Genomic DNA, 18,640 nt, shown 5'->3' on the forward strand with positions numbered 1-18,640 from the left:
AAAGCTGGTGACCATCCTGAATGCAATGCTTCGGGATAATAAAGAATGGGTGACGACATAGCGCCACCCTTGACTTTAAACACAGCTGCTCTCCCCAAAAGGGCGAGGGGGGAAACAGGTGCGGGGAACATGGTTTATTCTCTCCCCCTTTGGAAGAGGGTTAGGGTCACTACCGCTTACTTCGCTTTCGTGACTTCCTGGCCGACCAGGCCAATCTTCAGATACCCTGCCTGGTGCAGCGTATCCATCACGTCCATCAGCGTTTCGTAGTCCACCGTTTTGTCCGCGCGGAAGAAAATGGTGGTGTCTTTTTTCCCTTCGGTCGCGGCAATCAGCGCGTTGACCATTGACTCTTTAGTTACCGGATCATTACCGATAAACATCGAATGATCGGCTTTTACCGACAGGTAAACCGGCTTCTCAGGGCGTGGCTGTGGTTCACTGCTGGAGGCCGGAAGGTTAACCTTCACGTCCACCGTTGCCAGCGGCGCCGCCACCATGAAGATGATCAGCAACACCAACATCACGTCGATAAACGGCGTAACGTTGATTTCGTGCATTTCACCATTGTCATCGAGGTTTTCGTTCAGACGCATTGCCATGGGGCATTAACCTACTCGCAGTTGCTGGGTATTACGCACCGGACGCGGCTGAGCGGTACCATCCAGGTCCAGATCGCGGCTTTGCAGCAGCAGAACCTGCGCGGCAACGTCACTGAGGGTCGCTTTGTAGCTGCCGATCATACGCGCGAAAATGTTATAGATGACGACCGCCGGGATGGCGGCAACCAGGCCGATTGCCGTCGCCAGCAACGCTTCGGCGATGCCCGGCGCAACGACCGCCAGGTTAGTGGTCTGGGATTGCGCAATACCAATGAAGCTGTTCATGATGCCCCAAACGGTCCCGAACAGGCCGACGAACGGTGAAATCGCACCGATGGTAGCCAGGAAACCGTTGCCGCGCCCCATGTGACGCCCAACAGCGGCCACGCGGCGCTCAAGGCGGAAGCCGGTACGATCTTTAATGCCTTCGTTATCTTCCACGCCGGCTGAAAGTTCCAGTTCGTTCTGGGCTTCGTTGATTAACAGCGTGCTCAGGCTTTTGCTGTCAAACGCTTCGGCCGCGCTGCTCGCTTCATTCAGGGAGCGCACGTTAGCAAGCTGTTGCTGCTCTCGCTTGAGGCGACGTTTCTGGGTAATCAGCTCCACGCTCTTACTGAAAAAAATTGCCCAGGTGACAACAGAGGCCAGAATCAGGCCAATCATCACGATCTTCACTACGATGTCAGCATGTTGATACATGCCCCAAACGGACAGATCCGTCTGCATCAGATTACTCGTCACGTCTTACGCTCCAGCGAGAAATAAATGTCAAAACTGAGACTAATATATCAAAAAACTATCGAATTGATAGTCGTTCTCATTAGTATTTACAGAGTGCCGGAAATTGTTGAAGCATTCCTTGCGCTTACGCAGGAAAAGCCCCCACCTGGTGAAATGATGACTTTTTTCGCCAACCTGAAAAAACGCCATGATGCCCTTTGCGCATTTTGTGTTAATTTACGTCCAGACATCCAGATGGTTAGACGGGGAAGTTGAAATGGCGGAAAAACACATCGAAACGGCGCTGGTCAACGCCGGGCGCAGCAAGAAGTTTACTCAGGGTTCGGTTAACAGCGTTATTCAGCGCGCCTCTTCTCTCGTCTTTGAAAGCGTTGAGGCCAAAAAGCAGGCCACCGCAAACCGCGCTAAGGGCGAGCTGTTCTATGGCCGCCGCGGCACCCTGACCCATTTCTCGTTGCAGGAAGCGATGTGTGAACTGGAAGGCGGCGCTGGCTGTGCCCTCTTCCCCTGTGGTGCCGCTGCGGTGGCGAATACGATTCTCGCCTTTGTCGAACAGGGCGATCATGTCCTGGTGACCGAAACGGCCTATGAGCCAACGCAGGACTTCTGCACCAAAATTCTCTCAAAGCTCGGGGTCAGCACCAGTTGGTTCGCACCGGAGATTGGTGCAGATATTGCCGACCTCATTCAGCCGAACACCAAAGTCGTTTTTCTGGAATCCCCCGGTTCCATTACGATGGAAGTCCACGATATTCCGGCGATTGTCACGGCAGTAAGGCGCGTTGCTCCTGACGCTATCATCATGATCGACAATACCTGGGCGGCTGGCGTGCTATTTAAAGCGCTGGAGTTCGGCATCGATATCTCCATCCAGGCAGGAACCAAATATTTAATTGGCCATTCGGATGCGATGGTCGGCACCGCGGTATCCAATGCCCGATGTTGGGATCAGCTACGCGAAAACGCCTATCTGATGGGGCAAATGCTGGATGCAGACACCGCATATATGACCAGCCGCGGCATTCGCACGCTGGGTGTGCGCCTGCGTCAGCACCAGGAAAGTAGCTTAAAAGTCGCCGAATGGCTGGCACAGCATCCGCAGGTTGAGCGCGTGAATCATCCGGCACTGCCCGGCAGCAAAGGGCATGAATACTGGGAACGTGACTTTACGGGCAGCAGCGGGCTGTTCTCATTTGTGCTGAAAAAGCGGCTGAGTGATGAAGAGTATGAACAGTACCTCAATCATTTCGAGTATTTCAGCATGGCCTATTCCTGGGGTGGCTATGAATCGCTTATTCTCGCTAATCAGCCTGAAGAGCTGGCGGAGATCCGCCCGGCTGGCGGCGTCGACTTTAGCGGCACCCTGGTTCGCCTTCACATTGGGCTGGAAAACGTGGACGATCTGATTGCCGATCTGGAAGCGGGTTTCCGGCGTATTGCCTAAAAATTCCGTTTATCGGTAACCGTGGACCGCTTTTTTGCCATCATCGGCGTTTTGTTGAGCCTGGGATCAAGGTGTCGCGAAGATTTTAGCAGTACAATGTGTAGAAATTAAGGTGAGCCTAAGTTGCGGGTGCAATACTCAGGGCGAACTCAATAAGCGGTTCCACAGGAATACCTATGGCTGTTATACAAAATATTGTCGAGGCGCTTTGGCATCATGATTTTGCCGCGCTGGCCGACCCCCATGTGATTGGCATTGTCTACTGCGTCATGTTTGCGACGCTGTTCCTGGAAAATGGGCTGCTTCCCGCTTCATTTTTGCCGGGTGACAGCCTGTTGCTGCTCGCAGGCGCGCTTATCGCCAAAGGCGTGATGGGCTTTATGCCGACGCTGGTGATTTTAACCATCGCAGCCAGTCTGGGCTGCTGGCTTAGCTATTTACAAGGACGCTGGCTTGGCAATACCCGCACGGTGAAGGGCTGGCTTAAACAGCTGCCAACCCAGTACCACCAGCGCGCCACGCAAATGTTTGACCGCCACGGTTTACTGGCGCTGCTCGCGGGCCGCTTCCTGGCCTTTGTTCGTACTCTGCTGCCTACCATGGCGGGGATTTCCGGCCTCAGCAACCGCCGTTTTCAGTTCTTTAACTGGCTAAGCGGCCTGCTGTGGGTGGGCGTTGTGATTAGCCTGGGCTACGCGCTCAGCATGATCCCCTTTGTTAAGCGTCATGAAGATCAGGTGATGACCTTCCTGATGATTTTGCCGGTTGCCCTGCTGATTGTGGGCCTGGTCGGCACGGTGTTTGTGGTGCTGAAAAAAAAGGTTAGCGCCGCGTAATCCCGCTTAATAAAGAAAGAGCGGATAAGCCCGACTTATGCGCTCTCCGTTATTGCCTCATTAAATGACCCGCATCCGCGCCATATCTTCCCCCGGCGTCACGCCAAAATAGCGTTTAAACTCCCGGCTAAACTGAGACGCGCTCTCGTAGCCCACGCGGATAGCCGCCGCGCTTGCCTTCATACCGTCATGCAGCATTAACATTCTTGCCTTATGCAGGCGGTAAGTTTTCAGGTATTGCAGCGGCGACGTGCTGGTCACCGACTTAAAATTATGATGGAAAGCCGAAACGCTCATGTTGGCCTCGGCTGCCAGCTGGTCCACCGACAAGTTTTCGGTGTACTGGTTTTCAATCCGACGCAGCACCCGGCTGATCAGGCTAAAATGCGTCTGACGACTTACCAGCGCCAGTAGCGCCCCGCCGCTTGGGCCCGTCAATACGTGATAAAGGATTTCGCGGATAATCTGCTTGCCCAGAACCCGGGCATCAAGAGGCCTCTCTAATACGTCCAGCAACCGCTCTGCAGCGCAAAGAATTTCTTCTGACAGTTCGGCAGAATTGATCCCATCAGTACAGGACTGCGGACGGAAGAGATCGTCTTCGCCAATATCCATCAGCAAATCCTGCAGTTGCTGGATATCCACTTTCACACGCATCCCGGCGAGCGGTACGTCGGCGGTCGCAAACGTTTCGCACTCAAACGGCAAGGGCACCGTCAGCAGCAGGTATTCATTGGCGTCATAGCGGAACACGCGGTCATTGAGGTAACCCGTTTTATGACCCGAAAAGAGAAAAACAATGCCCGGCTCGTACATGACCGGGGTACGCGCCAGCGGTTTGGTGCCGTACATCAGCCGTACGCCATCAAAAAATACATCACTCTTTTCTTTTAAAATCAGCTGATTGATTTTATCCGTCAGCTGCTGACAGATAGCCTGGCGGTTCATTCCTTACATCTCCACGGCGCTTTTTATCCGGCTTACAGTGTGCGATGGATTCTGCTATTTCTCCAGTCGTTTGGAGAAACAGGCAAGATAAAGGCAGGAATATGCATTGAGAGAGACAGGGTGGCGGACCACAATAAGCGCCATCAGATTTAGCAATGTGACTCATCTAACGAACGGGAAACCCATCATGAATAACTTCAATCTTCATACCCCAACCCGCATCCTGTTTGGTAAAGGCTCCCTGGCAGAACTGCGTGACCAGATCCCTGCGGACGCTCGTGTACTGATTACCTACGGCGGCGGCAGCGTGATTAAAACTGGCGTACTGGACCAGGTGAAAGACGCACTGAAAGGCCTCGACGTGCTGGAGTTTGGCGGGATCGAACCTAACCCGTCTTACGAAACGCTGATGAAAGCCGTAGAGATTGCGCGTAAAGAAAACGTGACTTTCCTGCTGGCAGTCGGCGGTGGCTCCGTACTCGACGGCACGAAATTCATCGCCGCGGCGGCGCACTATCCACAGGATATCGATCCGTGGAACATTCTGCTGACCCGCGGTAACGACGTGAAAAGCGCGATCCCAATGGGTTCCGTGCTGACGCTGCCTGCAACCGGCTCAGAGTCTAACAAAGGCGCGGTAGTTTCCCGCCGCTCTACCGGCGACAAACAGGCGTTCATGTCTGACTTCGTGCAGCCTGTCTTTGCGGTTCTGGATCCGGTTTACACCTACACCCTGCCACCTAAACAGGTTGCTAACGGCGTGGTGGATGCCTTTGTGCACACCATCGAGCAGTACCTGACTTACCCGGTTAACGCCAAAGTTCAGGATCGTTTTGCTGAAGGCATTCTGCTGACGCTGATTGAAGACGGCCCGAAAGCGCTGAAAGATCCGGAAAACTATGACGTGCGTGCGAACGTGATGTGGGCTGCAACGATGGCGCTGAATGGCCTGATCGGGGCTGGCGTGCCGCAGGACTGGGCGACCCATATGCTGGGCCACGAACTGACCGCAATGCACGGTCTGGACCACGCTCAAACGCTGGCGGTGGTTCTGCCTTCTCTGATGAATGAAAAGCGTAACGAGAAGCACGCCAAACTGCTGCAATACGCAGAACGCGTCTGGAACATCACCTCCGGCAGCGAAGAAGAGCGTATTGATGCGGCTATCGAAGCGACCCGCAATTTCTTCGAGAAAATGGGCACCGCGACCCGCCTGTCCGCCTACGGTCTGGACGGCAGCTCCATCCCTGCTCTGCTGGTGAAACTGGAAGAAAAAGGCATGACTAAGCTGGGCGAACATCAGGACATTACGCTGGACGTTAGCCGCCGCATTTACGAAGCCGCTCGCTAAGAGAATCCAGGTTAGCGCTTTGACTGCCTGAGTTTCGACTAGACTTAATACAAAACTTACACCGGGCTTGCCCGGTGTTTTTCGCACTATTAAGGAGGTACGCATGACTCATCCAACCTTAATCAAGCTCCAGGATGGCAACGTAATGCCACAGCTTGGGCTCGGTGTCTGGCAGGCCAGCAACGACCAGGTCAGGACAGCTATCGAGAAAGCCCTGGAAGTGGGATACCGCTCCATTGATACCGCCGCCGCCTACAAAAACGAGGACGGCGTAGGTGCCGCGCTGAAAAGCGCAGGCGTTGCGCGGGATGACCTGTTTATTACCACCAAGCTCTGGAACAGCGACCAGCAGCGTCCTCGCCAGGCACTGGAAGATAGCCTTAAGAAGCTGCAGCTCGATTATGTCGACCTTTATCTGCTGCACTGGCCGGTGCCGAGTAAAGATCACTATCTCGAAGCCTGGAAAGGGCTGATTGAGCTGCAAACAGAGGGGCTGGTGAAGAGTATCGGGGTGTGTAACTTCAATCTTAATCATCTCCAGCGGCTGATCGACGAAACCGGCGTTAGCCCGGTGATCAACCAGATTGAGCTGCACCCTCTGTTACAACAGCGTCAGCTTCACGCCTGGAACGCGACCCATAAAATCCAGACGGAGTCCTGGAGCCCGCTGGCACAGGGGGGTGAAGGTGTATTTGATCAGAAAATCATTCGTGATTTAGCGGACAAATACGGCAAAACCCCAGCCCAGGTAGTGATTCGCTGGCACCTCGATAGCGGACTGGTGGTTATCCCTAAGTCGGTCACACCTGCCCGTATTGCTGAAAACTTTGACGTGTTCGACTTCCGCCTGGACAAAGAAGAGCTGGCTGAAATTGCGAAGCTCGACAGCGGCAAACGCCTTGGGCCAGACCCGGACGTGTTTGTCGGCTAAATCCGGCTTCTCTTTTCTCTCCCAAACCACCCTCGCCTTAACCCGCCGGGTGGTTTTTATTTCCTGCCCCCCCTGCCCCAGCGCTTTCTACGTGTAACACATCCGTTTGATCGTCGCGTGAATTTTCATGGCGTTCATTATTTGTTCTTTTAGCCGTAATCAAAAAGTCACACAACACCACGATAAATAGGGCCAGCTTCGCTAACTCATTTGGAATGGTTATGAACAGATCCCTTGCCGTAGTTACCAACTCTGACCTGGAGTCGCTGCCGCAGTTTGCGCCTGCGCCAGGGCGTAAAGTCCTGAGCGTTAAGAGCCTGAGTAAAGCCTATAACGCGCACCAGACCGTGCTGCATGACATTAACTTCGACCTGCATGCCGGTGAACTGGTTGGCGTGATTGGCCGTTCAGGCGCGGGGAAATCCACGCTGCTGCATATTCTGAACGGTACGCATTCTGCCACGTCGGGCGAGATCCTCAGCTTTCCGGAAGTCGGGATGCCGCACGATGTGTCTAAACTCAGCGGTCGCGCCCTGAACCAGTGGCGCACCGAATGCGGCATGATCTTCCAGGACTTCTGCCTGGTACCAAGACTGGACGTGCTGACTAACGTCCTGCTGGGCCGCCTGAGCCAGACCTCCACGCTGAAATCCTTGTTTAAAGTATTCCCTGAGGCAGACCGCGCCCGTGCGATTTCGCTTCTGGAGTGGATGAACATGCTGCCCCACGCTCTGCAGCGCGCCGAGAACCTTTCCGGCGGCCAGATGCAGCGCGTCGCCATTTGCCGCGCGCTGATGCAAAACCCAAGCATTTTGCTGGCCGATGAGCCGGTAGCTTCACTCGACCCGAAAAATACCCAACGCATCATGAAAGTGCTGCGTGAAGTGTGTGAGCAAGGCATCAGCGTGATGGTGAACCTGCATTCCATCGAACTGGTGAAAGAGTACTGCACCCGCGTTATCGGGGTTGCAAAAGGCAATATCGTGTTTGACGGTCATCCGTCGATGTTAACGGACGACGTGCTGCATCTCTTGTACGGCGATGAAATCAATCAAGTGCATTAATTCTCTCTCCAATTGATACAACACAGGCAATGATAATGAAAAAGCAACTGACTGGCGCATTACGTTTATCCGCAGTGATTACTGGCCTTGTGATTGCAGGCCACGCTATGGCTGCTGACCAGCCGCGCGAACTGAACCTCGGGATCCTCGGCGGACAGAATGCGACCCAGCAAATTGGTGATAACCAGTGTGTGAAGCAGTTCATGGATAAAGAACTGAATGTCGACACTAAACTGCGTAACTCTTCTGACTACTCTGGCGTTATTCAGGGCCTGATCGGCGGTAAAGTCGACCTGGTGCTGAGCATGTCTCCTTCTTCCTACGCTTCGGTGTACATGAACGATCCGAAAGCGGTAGATATCGTTGGCATCGCGGTTGACGATAAAGATCAGTCCCGCGGCTACCACTCCGTGGTGATCGTGAAAGCAGACAGCCCGTACAAAACCATCGAAGATCTGAAAGGCAAATCCTTCGGCTTCGCGGATCCGGACTCCACCTCTGGCTACCTGATCCCGAACCACGAGTTCAAGCAGAAACTCGGCGGCACCGCGGACAACAAATACAACAACTTCTTCTCCAGCGTCACCTTCTCCGGCGGCCACGAACAGGACATCCTGGGCGTGCTGAACGGCCAGTTTGCCGGCGCGGTGACCTGGGCTTCCATGGTTGGCGACTATAACGACGGCTACACCGCCGGGGCGTTTAACCGCCTGATCCGTATGGATCACCCTGACCTGATGAAGCAGATCCGCATCATCTGGACTTCGCCACTGATCCCGAACGGCCCGATCCTGGTCAGCAACAAGCTGCCAGCGGACTTCAAGGCCAAAGTGGTGGATGCGGTGAAAAAACTGGATAAAGAAGATCACGGCTGCTTCGTGAAGGCGATGGGCGGCACCCAGCACATCGGCCCGGCGTCAGTGGCTGACTTCCAGCAGATCATCGACATGAAGCGTGAGCTGGTTAGCGCTCGCTAATTGATGCCCACCGCATAAAAATCGCACCCCGGCGACCTGCCAGGGTGCTTTTTTATCAGGGCGGGGCAACCCGTCACCGGAAACAAACCGGATAATAAGTGATGATGTTGAATACGGAATTTGAGCGTTACTATCACCAGGTCAGAATGCGCCAGAAGCGCGACACCCTGATCTGGTCCCTGCTGCTGGTAGGCCTGTATCTTACCGCCGGTCATGTCGCTGAGTTCAGCCTGACCACCATCTGGCAATCGCTGCCCAATTTCTTCGATTACATGTTCGAAACCCTGCCGACGCTGCACCTCCCGGTTCTGCTGGCCGACGTTCACACCAAAGGCTCGCTGGCCTATTGGGGATACCGCCTGCCTATTCAGCTGCCGCTGATTTGGGAGACGCTGCAGCTGGCGCTGGCGTCGACGCTGATTTCGACCTGTATTGCTGCCGTGCTGGCATTTTTGGCCGCCGGTAATACCTGGACGCCGCCCGCCGTGCGCTTCGGCGTTCGGGCATCGGTCGCCTTCCTGAGAACCATGCCGGAACTGGCGTGGGCGGTCATGTTTGTGATGGCCTTTGGCATCGGCGCTATTCCGGGGTTTCTGGCGCTGGCCCTGCACACCATTGGCAGCCTGACCAAGCTGTTTTATGAAGCCATCGAAAGCGCCTCCGACAAACCTGTACGTGGCCTGGTGGCCTGCGGTGCTACGCCACTTCAGCGCGTGCGCTTCGCCCTGTGGCCGCAGGTGAAGCCAATCTTCCTGTCCTACAGCTTTATGCGCTTTGAGATTAACTTCCGCTCCTCCACCATTCTTGGCCTCGTTGGCGCGGGGGGGATCGGCCAGGAGCTGATGACCAACATTAAACTCGATCGCTACGATCAGGTCAGCATCACGCTGCTGCTGATTATCGTGGTGGTTTCCATCCTCGATGTCCTGTCCGGCAGGCTGCGCCGCTGGGTTCTGGAGGGGAAAAAATGAGCATTTCACAGGCAACACCGGATCTCGCTAAAAGCCGCGAGCAGCACCGTGAACTTTACCGGATGCAGGGGCGCTATCTGCGCCACATCGGGCTGCTGGCCGCCGCTATCCTCGGCTACTACGTCTGGTTTTTCTTCACTTTCGGCATCGACTCCGGCCAAATCCTGACCGGCATCGCTCAGCTCGGGCGCTACTTCCTGCGCATGTTTGTCTGGCATGACTTTGTTAACTGGCCATTCGCCTATTACTTCTCGCAAATCGCCATTACGCTCGCCATTGTTTTTGCCGGGACGCTAACAGCCACAGTGCTGGCGCTGCTGCTGTCGTTCTTTGCCGCACGCAATATCATGCAGGGCCCGGTGGCCAGAGTCATTGCGCTGCTGGTGCGTCGCCTGTTCGACCTGCTGCGTGGCGTGGATATGGCGATTTGGGGGCTAATATTTGTGCGTGCCGTGGGGCTTGGGCCTCTGGCAGGCGTACTGGCAATTATCATGCAGGATACGGGTTTACTGGGCAGGCTATATGCCGAGGGGCACGAAGCGGTAGAGCGCTCTCCGAGCCGGGGATTAACCGCCGTGGGAGCTGCGGGTATTCAGAAGCACCGCTTCGGGATCTTCACCCAGTCGTTCCCGGCATTTCTCTCCCTCAGCCTGTATCAGATTGAATCCAACACCCGTTCAGCGGCGGTGCTGGGCTTTGTCGGCGCGGGCGGTGTCGGCCTGGTTTACGCCGAGAACATGCGGCTGTGGAACTGGGACGTGGTGATGTTTATCACCCTGATTCTGGTCTGCGTGGTGATGGCGATGGATGCTATTTCGGCCTGGCTGCGCCGCCGCTATATCACCGGGAAGCCGGTGCCGCTGTATTCTCCGCAATAACATCTAAACGGGGCACGGTTTTCGCCATGCCCCGGTTTCGCTATAAAGACCAGTTCAGCGTTTGCCAGCCGTAACGTGCGCCTTGCGCGGCAAGTTTCTGGCAAGGATTTACCATCAGCACTTTATCGGCCTCAAGGCACAGCGGTAAATCGTTAATAGAGTCGGTATAAAACGTCAGTTCTCCGCTGTATTCCGGGTTCACCGCCAGCCACTCCTTCAGACGGGTAATTTTGCCAGCCTGATAGCTCGGCACGCCGCTTATCACGCTGGTGTAGGCATTATTGCCGGTCACCAGGTCGATACCGATGGCGTGTTCAATGCCCAGCCGCGGCGCAATGGCCTTTACCAGCAGGCTGACCGACGCAGAGATGATCATCATCTGCTGACCCTGGGCGTACAGTTGCTCAATCAGGCGCTTGGCTTCCGGGTAAACCAGCGGCAGAACATCGGTTTCTACACAGCGGGCCACCAGCGTATCGACATCGGCAATTGTCATACCGGTCAGCGGGGCCAGCGTGACACCAACGTATTCGTGAATGTTCATTTCGCCGCGCTGGTAGTCGAGCATCAGCTTGTGCTCTTTGGCCAGATAATCAGGATCTTTTATCAGCCCTTCGCGGGAAAGGAAGCGGCTCCAGAGGGTGCTGCAATCGGCGTCAATCAGGGTATGGTCGAGGTCAAAAACGTACAGCGGGTTAGACATGTTCATTTCTCATTTCAGCAAAGAGGCCGCCGGGCAGCTTAGCACCAGACCCGACGGACAGGGATTCCCACTTCTCTTTGTCGCAGAAAAAAATGACAGCGGCATGAAAGCACGCCGTTACTTCACATGCGGCTTCCTCTTTCCTGCCGCTGCCTGGCGGCGCTGGTGCGCAAGCGGGGTGTGCTTCGTCAGCGCCGGCCGGGCGTGACGAGCATTCCTGCGGGCTTCTCGCATTTCCTCCAGGGTTGGGGCAGGCACCAGGCATTCACGTCTGCCGCCAATCAGATGCTTTTTACCCATCGCCTCCAGCGCCTCGCGAATCAGCGCCCAGTTAGCCGGGTCGTGATAGCGCAACAGGGCTTTATGGAGGCGGCGCTGGCGGTCGCCGCGAGGCACGACGATATCCTCGCTTTTGTAGCTCACCTTGCTCAGCGGATTTTTACCCGTGTAATACATGGTGGTGGAGTTAGCCAGCGGCGATGGATAGAAGTTCTGAACCTGATCGAGGCGGAACCGGTGCTGCTTCAGCCACAGCGCGAGATTCACCATGTCCTCATCACGCGTCCCCGGGTGCGCGGAGATAAAGTATGGGATCAGATACTGCTCTTTGCCAGCCTGCTTCGAATAGGTATCGAATAGCTCTTTAAAGCGATGATAGCTGCCCATCCCCGGCTTCATCATCTTCGATAGCGGCCCTTCTTCGGTATGTTCTGGGGCAATTTTCAGGTAACCGCCTACGTGATGAGTAGCCAGCTCTTTGATATAGCGCGGGTCGGCTACCGCCAGATCGTAGCGTACGCCGGAAGCGATTAAGATCTTTTTCACCCCCTTAAGATCGCGGGCGCGGCGGTAGAGATCGATGGTCGGCTGATGGTTGGTGTCCATATGCTGGCAAATTTCCGGATAAACGCACGACAGGCGACGGCAGGTTTGCTCCGCGCGCGGCGACTTGCAGCGCAGCATATACATATTGGCGGTTGGGCCACCGAGATCGGACACCACGCCGGTAAAGCCCGGCACGCTGTCGCGCATGGCTTCGATTTCACTGATGATGGAATCTTCGGATCGGCTCTGGATAATGCGACCTTCGTGCTCGGTGATGGAGCAGAAAGAGCAGCCTCCGAAGCAGCCACGCATAATGTTCACCGAGAAGCGGATCATCTCATAGGCCGGAATGCGAGCCTTGCCGTAGGAAGGATGAGGCACACGCTGGTAAGGAAGCGCGAACACGCTGTCCATCTCTTCGGTCGAAAGTGGAATAGCCGGTGGGTTGATCCAGATATAGCGATCGCCGTGCTTTTGCATTAGCGCCCGGGCGCAGCCAGGGTTGGTTTCATGATGCAGGATCCGCGAAGCGTGGGCATACATCACCTTATCGGCCTTCACCTTCTCAAAGGACGGCAGCAGAACATAGGTCTTTTCCCACGGCTTTGGTCGCGGCGGCTGCACGGTTACAGCTTTGGCTTCATCCGCCTTCTTGTCCTTCGGTTTATTGCCGTCAGCACAAGGCAGATCGTCCCCGTAAGGGTGCGGAATGGGGTCGATTTTTCCTGGCGTATCAAGGCGGGTAGAATCGACGCCTGCCCAGCCGGGCATCGCTTCTTTGCGCATGATGGCGGTATTACGCACGTCGCAAATGTCAGCGATCCCTTCGCCGTTGGCCAGACGATGTGCCACTTCCACCAGCGGCCGTTCACCGTTGCCGAAGATCAGCATATCGGCTTTGGCATCCACCAAAATCGAGCGGCGCACTGTATCAGACCAGTAGTCATAGTGCGCGGTACGGCGCAGGCTCGCTTCGATGCCGCCCAGGATCACCGGCACATCACGCCACGCTTCTTTACAGCGCTGGGTGTAGACCAAAGAAGCGCGATCGGGACGCTTGCCTGCCACGTTATCCGGCGTGTAGGCATCGTCATGCCGCAGCTTACGATCTGCCGTGTAGCGGTTGATCATCGAATCCATGTTCCCGGCGGTCACGCCAAAGAACAGATTCGGCTTGCCGAGACTCATAAAGTCTTGCTTAGAAGACCAGTCCGGTTGGGAAATAATCCCTACGCGGAAGCCCTGAGCCTCTAACATACGGCCACAAATAGCCATCCCGAAGCTGGGGTGATCCACATAGGCGTCGCCGGTGACCAGAATGATGTCGCAGCTGTCCCAGCCGAGTTCGTCCATCTCCGCGCGAGACATGGGTAAAAACGGTGCCGGACCAAAACAAGCAGCCCAATATTGAGGCCATGAAAAGAGTTCGCGATCCGGCTGGATCAGGCTTTTGACGCTCATAGGATTTCCGAAGAGGTGATGTAGAAATGAACAAAAGGGCGGCGATTATACGCCTATTAGGACTATTTTTTGAAGGGTTATTCTGGGTTTTCTGCCCCTCACCCCGGCCCTCTCCCCAAAAGGGCGAGGGAGAAAAACTCAGAGCAAAGTACCATGCTGTCCCCTCTCCCTTCCAGAGAGAGGGTTAGGGAGAGGGAGAGGGTAAAACTACGGCGCGGGCTGAACCAATAGCTGACCGATGGAGCCGCGATCGGCAAGCTCCAGCGTCTGGCTGGAATAGAGGAACGGGAAATGCTCCCAGGATGGCTGCCCAAAGTAGACCAGCAGCTCAACCTGCCCGTCAATCCACACGGTATCCTTCCAGCCGCGATCTTCCCCGAACGGAGAAGCCCCGTTCACGTTGCGCACCAGGAAACTGACGCCCTCAATGTGGAAAGACTGCGGCGTATCGGCGCGTACCGTCCAGCGTTCCCAGGTGCCCTGCTGAGTCTGAATATCTATCCGCTTCATATCCCACAGCTGGCCGTTAATGCCCGGATCGTCACCGAGGGTGATTTCACGGCTGCGCGTTGGGTTACCGCCAATAATCTCTTCCGGCAGAAGGCGCATTGGCAGCGTGTCGGTCACCAGAGGCAGCAGGCCGGTAGGACGCAGCGTTAACACCAGCGTGGAAATCAAAATGCTCGACGGCTCAAAGAAACCACGAATGCGATCCATGATTCCCGCAGCTTCACCGGCGGTAATCGAGACCTCTTTGCCTTCGGTCATGTCGATAAGAATTTCTCGCCGCTCTCCCGGCGCCAGCGACAGCTGCTTGACCGAAACGGGTGCCGGCAGGAACCCCTGATCGCTGGAAATCACTGCGATGGAGCGACCATCACTCATTTGCAGCTGATAGCGGCGCGAGTTTGAGGCGTTCAATAAACGCAGGCGCACCCAACCACGGGACACTTCCACATACGGGCTTTGCACCCCGTTCACCAACAGCGTATCGCCAACAAAACCGCCGCTGCCCGGCTCCTGATACTCCGGCGCACCGAAGTTATCGAGCCGCTTGTCCTGGATGATGATCGGGAAGTCGTCCACGCCGTAATGGTTAGGGATTGGCAGAGATTTGCTGACTTCATCCTCAATTAACCACATCCCCGCGAGGCCGTTGTAAACCTGTCTTGCGGTGCGATTCGGCGTGTTGGCGTGATACCACAGCGTGGCGGCTCGCTGGCGAATAGGTAAAACGGGCGCCCAGTCTACGTTTGGCGACATCATACGTGCGGCCCCGCCAATCAGCGGACCCGGCACCTGCAGGCCAGCAATCGTCATCGCAACATTTTCCTGCAGACGGTTGCTGTAAATCATCTTCACGTCATCCCCGCTCCAGACGCGAATGGTTGGCCCCATATAGCGCCCGTTAAAACCCCAAACGGGTGCCTTCGCGCCGCCAGTAAATGACCAGTGAGCGCGCTGCAGCGTCAGGAATAAGGGCTGGCCGCGACGAGATTCAAGCAGAGGGGGGACAGGTAAAGGCTGCTGCTGCCCTGCCGCGTTTGCCCTCAGCGGCACCGAGCCGGCACAAAGCGCAACTCCGGATGCCTGAATAAACTGACGCCGACTGAGTGACATAATTGCTCCATGTAAAACTGAATAACGAAAGGCGATACAAACCGTACCGCCAAAGGCGGCATTTAACTCGCCTGATTCTTTTCAACTTTGCCGGCTGCTTCACGCGCGGCAACTTCTTGATTGAGTTCGTCGATTTTGGCCATCATCAGTTCACGACAGTCAGTGGCCAGCTTACGGACCTGATCTTTCCCATAAGCGCTGGTATCAATTGGCGGCAGCATTTCGACGATGACCAAACCGTTGTTCCAACGATTTAGCTTAATTTTATTACTGGTATTGGAAACGCACACCGGAATAATCGGCACGCCCGCCGCAATCGCGGCATGAAACGCCCCGGTTTTAAACGGCAGCAGGCCGCGGCCACGGCTGCGGGTCCCTTCCGGGAACATCCAGATAGAAACATTACGCTTGCGAATCTGATCTACAACCTGAGAGATTGTACCGTGGGCTTTTGCCCGGTTATCCCTGTCGATCAACAGGTTGCCCGTCAGCCAGTAAAGCTGGCCAAAAAATGGGATCCACACCAGGCTTTTTTTCCCAACCGTCACCGTCGGCGGCTGCACGATGCTCGAGGCCGTCACCATATCGTAGTTGTTCTGATGGTTACCGATGTAAATCGCGGTGGGGTGGTTTTCTGCCCCGGCAGGTAAGCGGGTTTCAACTTTAAGACCGAATACTGGCGCCAGACGCCCGAAAAGGTGCCCAAAAGTTGCCACATGGCGCGGATTGCGCGGGCTAAACAGACAATAAATTGAACCAAAGATGCATACCAGGATGCAGTAAATAACGACAATAATAAAACGTACAATCGCTAGCATAACTACCTCATGAGCCGAAGCCGTTGATAAGTATATCGGCTTTAGCGTAAAACACACCGGACGGCGGCAACGTTGCCACCGTACCCCGGATTATTCTTCGCTGTCTCCAGCTCCAGCCCGCACAGGGGAATCGACGTCTACACGGTCGATACGCTGCAGACCACGCATCAACGTCCCGCGACGGCCTCGCTCACCGGTTATTTTCTGCAACTCTTCAGGGCGAAGCTTAATTTTACGCTTCCCGACATGCAGCGTCAGCGTGCTTTGCGGCGGCAGGATAAACAGATGTGCCAGCTTATCTTCACCCTTCGCCGCTTCGGCTGCCGGGATAGAGATAATTTTGTTGCCCTTCCCTTTCGACAATTCCGGCAAATCACTCACCGGGAACATCAGCATGCGCCCGGCAGCGGTGATAGCCAGCAGCATGTCGTCTGCACTGTGAATTTCCAGCGGAGGGAGTACACGGGCGTTATCAGGAAGGGAAATCAACGTTTTACCTGCGCGGTTGCGTGATACAACGTCGTTAAAGGTACAGACGAAGCCATAGCCCGCATCAGACGCCATCAGCAGCTTCTGATCGTCTGCGGCCATCAGCACATAGTCCACCGTCGCACCTGGCGGTGGCGTCAGCTTACCGGTCAGAGGCTCACCCTGACCTCGCGCTGACGGCAGCGTGATCGGATCCAGCGCGTAGCTTCGCCCGGTGGAGTCAATGAACGCCACGGGTTGATTACTTTTGCCTTTGGCAGAGCCAAGATAGCTGTCACCGGCTTTGTAGCTCAGGCCCGGCGCGTCAATATCGTGGCCTTTGGCGCTGCGCACCCAGCCCATTTGCGACAGCACAATAGTCACCGGTTCAGACGGCACCATGTCATGCTCGCTCATCGCCTTCGCTTCACCGCGCTCGTGCAGTGGAGAGCGGCGGTCATCACCGTAGGTATCGGCATCCGACTGCAGTTCTTTCTTCAACAGCGTGTTCATTTTACGCTCGGAAGCGAGAATACCCTGCAGCTGATCGCGTTCTTTTTCCAACTCGTTCTGCTCGCCGCGGATCTTCATCTCTTCCAGTTTGGCGAGGTGGCGCAGCTTCAGCTCAAGGATCGCTTCGGCCTGCGTTTCGCTGATATCAAAGCGCGACATCAGCACCGGCTTCGGCTCATCCTCGGTACGAATGATATGGATCACTTCGTCGATATTGAGGAACGCCACCAGCAAGCCTTCGAGGATATGCAGGCGTTTAAGGACTTTTTCCAGACGGTAGTTCAGGCGGCGGCGCACCGTGTCACGACGGTAGACCAGCCATTCGCTGAGGATCTCCAGCAGGTTTTTCACCGCCGGGCGGCCGTCCAGGCCAATCATATTCAGGTTAACGCGGTAGCTTTTTTCCAGATCGGTGGTCGCGAACAGATGGTTCATGACCTGCTCAACGTCTACACGATTAGAACGAGGCACAATCACCAGTCGGGTCGGGTTTTCATGATCCGACTCATCGCGCAGGTCTTCAACCATTGGCAGCTTTTTCGCCCGCATCTGGCTGGCAATCTGTTCCAGCACGCGAGCGCCCGACACCTGGTGTGGCAGCGCGGTAATCACCACGTCACCGTCTTCTTTGCGCCATACCGCACGCATGCGAACTGAACCGCGCCCGTTCTGGTAGATTTTGCGAATATCTTCACGCGGCGTAATGATTTCCGCTTCGGTCGGATAATCCGGACCGTGGACAATATCCAGCAGGCTGTCCAGCGTCGTTTTTGGCTGGTCAATCAACGTTATGGCGGCCTGGGCAACCTCACGCAAGTTATGTGGAGGAATGTCCGTTGCCATCCCTACCGCAATGCCGGTTGTGCCGTTAAGCAGAATGTTAGGTAAACGCGCAGGCAGCATTTTTGGCTCCTGCAGCGTTCCGTCAAAGTTCGGGATGTAATCTACCGTTCCCTGTCCAAGTTCGCTGAGCAGCAGCTCCGCGTACTTCGACAGGCGAGATTCGGTATAACGCATTGCAGCGAAGGACTTGGGATCATCCGGCGCGCCCCAGTTCCCCTGCCCGTCAACCAAGGGGTAGCGGTAAGAGAACGGCTGCGCCATCAGCACCATCGCTTCATAACAGGCGCTGTCGCCGTGCGGATGGTATTTACCCAGCACATCACCCACGGTACGGGCAGACTTTTTGAATTTTGCGCTGGCGTTTAGCCCCAGCTCAGACATCGCATATACGATTCGACGCTGAACCGGCTTGAGCCCGTCGCCAATAAACGGCAGGGCGCGGTCCATGATGACGTACATGGAATAGTTGAGATACGCATTTTCCGTGAATTCGTGCAGCGCAAGACGCTCAGCACCATCATGAGTCAAATCACTCATTGCTCATTCATCCTCAAACTGACGAACCGATTGTGGCCACAATCGGCGTAATTGCCGCCGATAGTACCTTATCTGGCCTGTTGAGTCATAGCGATGAATAGCTTTATAC

16 protein-coding genes are annotated in these 18,640 nt (G+C 55.5%); 8 read left to right on the forward strand and 8 right to left on the reverse strand.

Features of this window, described 5'->3' with window-relative positions; all coding sequences use genetic code 11:
* Positions 1-176: 176 nt before the first annotated feature.
* Together exbD and exbB are read right to left on the reverse strand one after the other, a co-directional pair.
* Complete coding sequence (gene exbD / locus B9Y90_RS17460; protein WP_008460960.1) at positions 177-602, reverse strand: TonB system transport protein ExbD; 426 nt, start codon at positions 600-602, stop codon at positions 177-179.
* Positions 603-608: 6 nt separating this feature from the next.
* The gene (gene exbB, locus B9Y90_RS17465; protein ID WP_085542012.1) at positions 609-1,343 is read right to left on the reverse strand and encodes a tol-pal system-associated acyl-CoA thioesterase; all 735 of its coding nucleotides are present in this window, start codon (positions 1,341-1,343) and stop codon (positions 609-611) included.
* A 256-nt stretch (positions 1,344-1,599) separates the two neighbouring features.
* Between exbB and metC the strand changes: the two genes are divergently transcribed.
* Positions 1,600-2,787, forward strand: coding sequence for a cystathionine beta-lyase (metC, locus tag B9Y90_RS17475; RefSeq protein ID WP_085542014.1), 1,188 nt, complete (start codon positions 1,600-1,602; stop codon positions 2,785-2,787).
* A 176-nt stretch (positions 2,788-2,963) separates the two neighbouring features.
* Entirely contained in the window at positions 2,964-3,623 is a 660-nt protein-coding gene (yghB, locus tag B9Y90_RS17480) for a DedA family general envelope maintenance protein YghB (protein ID WP_085542015.1), read from the forward strand.
* 60 nt (positions 3,624-3,683) lie between these two features.
* On the opposite strand, the gene B9Y90_RS17485 is transcribed toward yghB, so the two are convergent.
* Positions 3,684-4,571, reverse strand: coding sequence for an AraC family transcriptional regulator (locus tag B9Y90_RS17485; protein ID WP_085542016.1), 888 nt, complete (start codon positions 4,569-4,571; stop codon positions 3,684-3,686).
* Between the two features lie 187 nt (positions 4,572-4,758).
* Here B9Y90_RS17485 and yqhD point away from each other — a divergent pair, with 187 nt between their 5' ends.
* From yqhD to phnE (B9Y90_RS17515), 6 genes are all read left to right on the forward strand, one after another.
* On the forward strand, positions 4,759-5,922 hold the full coding sequence (gene yqhD, locus B9Y90_RS17490) for an alcohol dehydrogenase (protein WP_085542017.1): 1,164 nt from the start codon (positions 4,759-4,761) through the stop codon (positions 5,920-5,922).
* A gap of 103 nt (positions 5,923-6,025) precedes the next feature.
* Complete coding sequence (gene dkgA, locus B9Y90_RS17495) at positions 6,026-6,853, forward strand: 2,5-didehydrogluconate reductase DkgA (protein ID WP_085542018.1); 828 nt, start codon at positions 6,026-6,028, stop codon at positions 6,851-6,853.
* Positions 6,854-7,074: 221 nt separating this feature from the next.
* Entirely contained in the window at positions 7,075-7,917 is an 843-nt protein-coding gene (gene phnC, locus B9Y90_RS17500) for a phosphonate ABC transporter ATP-binding protein (RefSeq protein ID WP_039287781.1), read from the forward strand.
* A gap of 35 nt (positions 7,918-7,952) precedes the next feature.
* The gene (gene phnD, locus B9Y90_RS17505) at positions 7,953-8,894 is read left to right on the forward strand and encodes a phosphonate ABC transporter substrate-binding protein (protein WP_008460942.1); all 942 of its coding nucleotides are present in this window, start codon (positions 7,953-7,955) and stop codon (positions 8,892-8,894) included.
* Between the two features lie 101 nt (positions 8,895-8,995).
* Complete coding sequence (gene phnE, locus B9Y90_RS17510; protein ID WP_085542019.1) at positions 8,996-9,865, forward strand: phosphonate ABC transporter, permease protein PhnE; 870 nt, start codon at positions 8,996-8,998, stop codon at positions 9,863-9,865.
* On the forward strand, positions 9,862-10,743 hold the full coding sequence (phnE, locus tag B9Y90_RS17515; protein ID WP_085542020.1) for a phosphonate ABC transporter, permease protein PhnE: 882 nt from the start codon (positions 9,862-9,864) through the stop codon (positions 10,741-10,743). Before phnE (B9Y90_RS17510) ends, phnE (B9Y90_RS17515) begins: the two co-directional genes overlap by 4 nt.
* Positions 10,744-10,783: 40 nt before the next feature.
* Here the strand turns inward: phnE (B9Y90_RS17515) and B9Y90_RS17520 are convergent, their stop codons facing one another.
* From B9Y90_RS17520 to parC, 5 genes are all read right to left on the reverse strand, one after another.
* Positions 10,784-11,446, reverse strand: a complete 663-nt coding sequence (locus tag B9Y90_RS17520; protein WP_085542075.1) for an HAD family hydrolase — start codon at positions 11,444-11,446, stop codon at positions 10,784-10,786.
* Between the two features lie 117 nt (positions 11,447-11,563).
* Positions 11,564-13,732 (reverse strand): YgiQ family radical SAM protein, encoded by a 2,169-nt coding sequence (locus tag B9Y90_RS17525; protein ID WP_085542021.1) that lies wholly within the window; start codon positions 13,730-13,732, stop codon positions 11,564-11,566.
* Positions 13,733-13,939: 207 nt separating this feature from the next.
* Positions 13,940-15,352 carry a cell division protein FtsP gene (gene ftsP / locus B9Y90_RS17530; RefSeq protein WP_039297975.1) on the reverse strand — a complete coding sequence of 471 codons (1,413 nt, stop codon included), beginning with the start codon at positions 15,350-15,352 and terminating at the stop codon, positions 13,940-13,942.
* A 62-nt stretch (positions 15,353-15,414) separates the two neighbouring features.
* A complete protein-coding gene (locus B9Y90_RS17535; RefSeq protein WP_039287803.1) occupies positions 15,415-16,170 on the reverse strand; it encodes a 1-acylglycerol-3-phosphate O-acyltransferase in 756 nt (251 codons plus the stop codon).
* A 90-nt stretch (positions 16,171-16,260) separates the two neighbouring features.
* Positions 16,261-18,531: a DNA topoisomerase IV subunit A gene (parC, locus tag B9Y90_RS17540; protein WP_039287806.1), complete on the reverse strand. Its 2,271-nt coding sequence runs from the start codon at positions 18,529-18,531 to the stop codon at positions 16,261-16,263.
* Between the last annotated feature and the right edge of the window lie 109 nt (positions 18,532-18,640).

The sequence above is a fragment of the Cedecea sp. NFIX57 genome (assembly GCF_900177785.1).
Lineage (GTDB): Bacteria > Pseudomonadota > Gammaproteobacteria > Enterobacterales > Enterobacteriaceae > Cedecea > Cedecea neteri_C.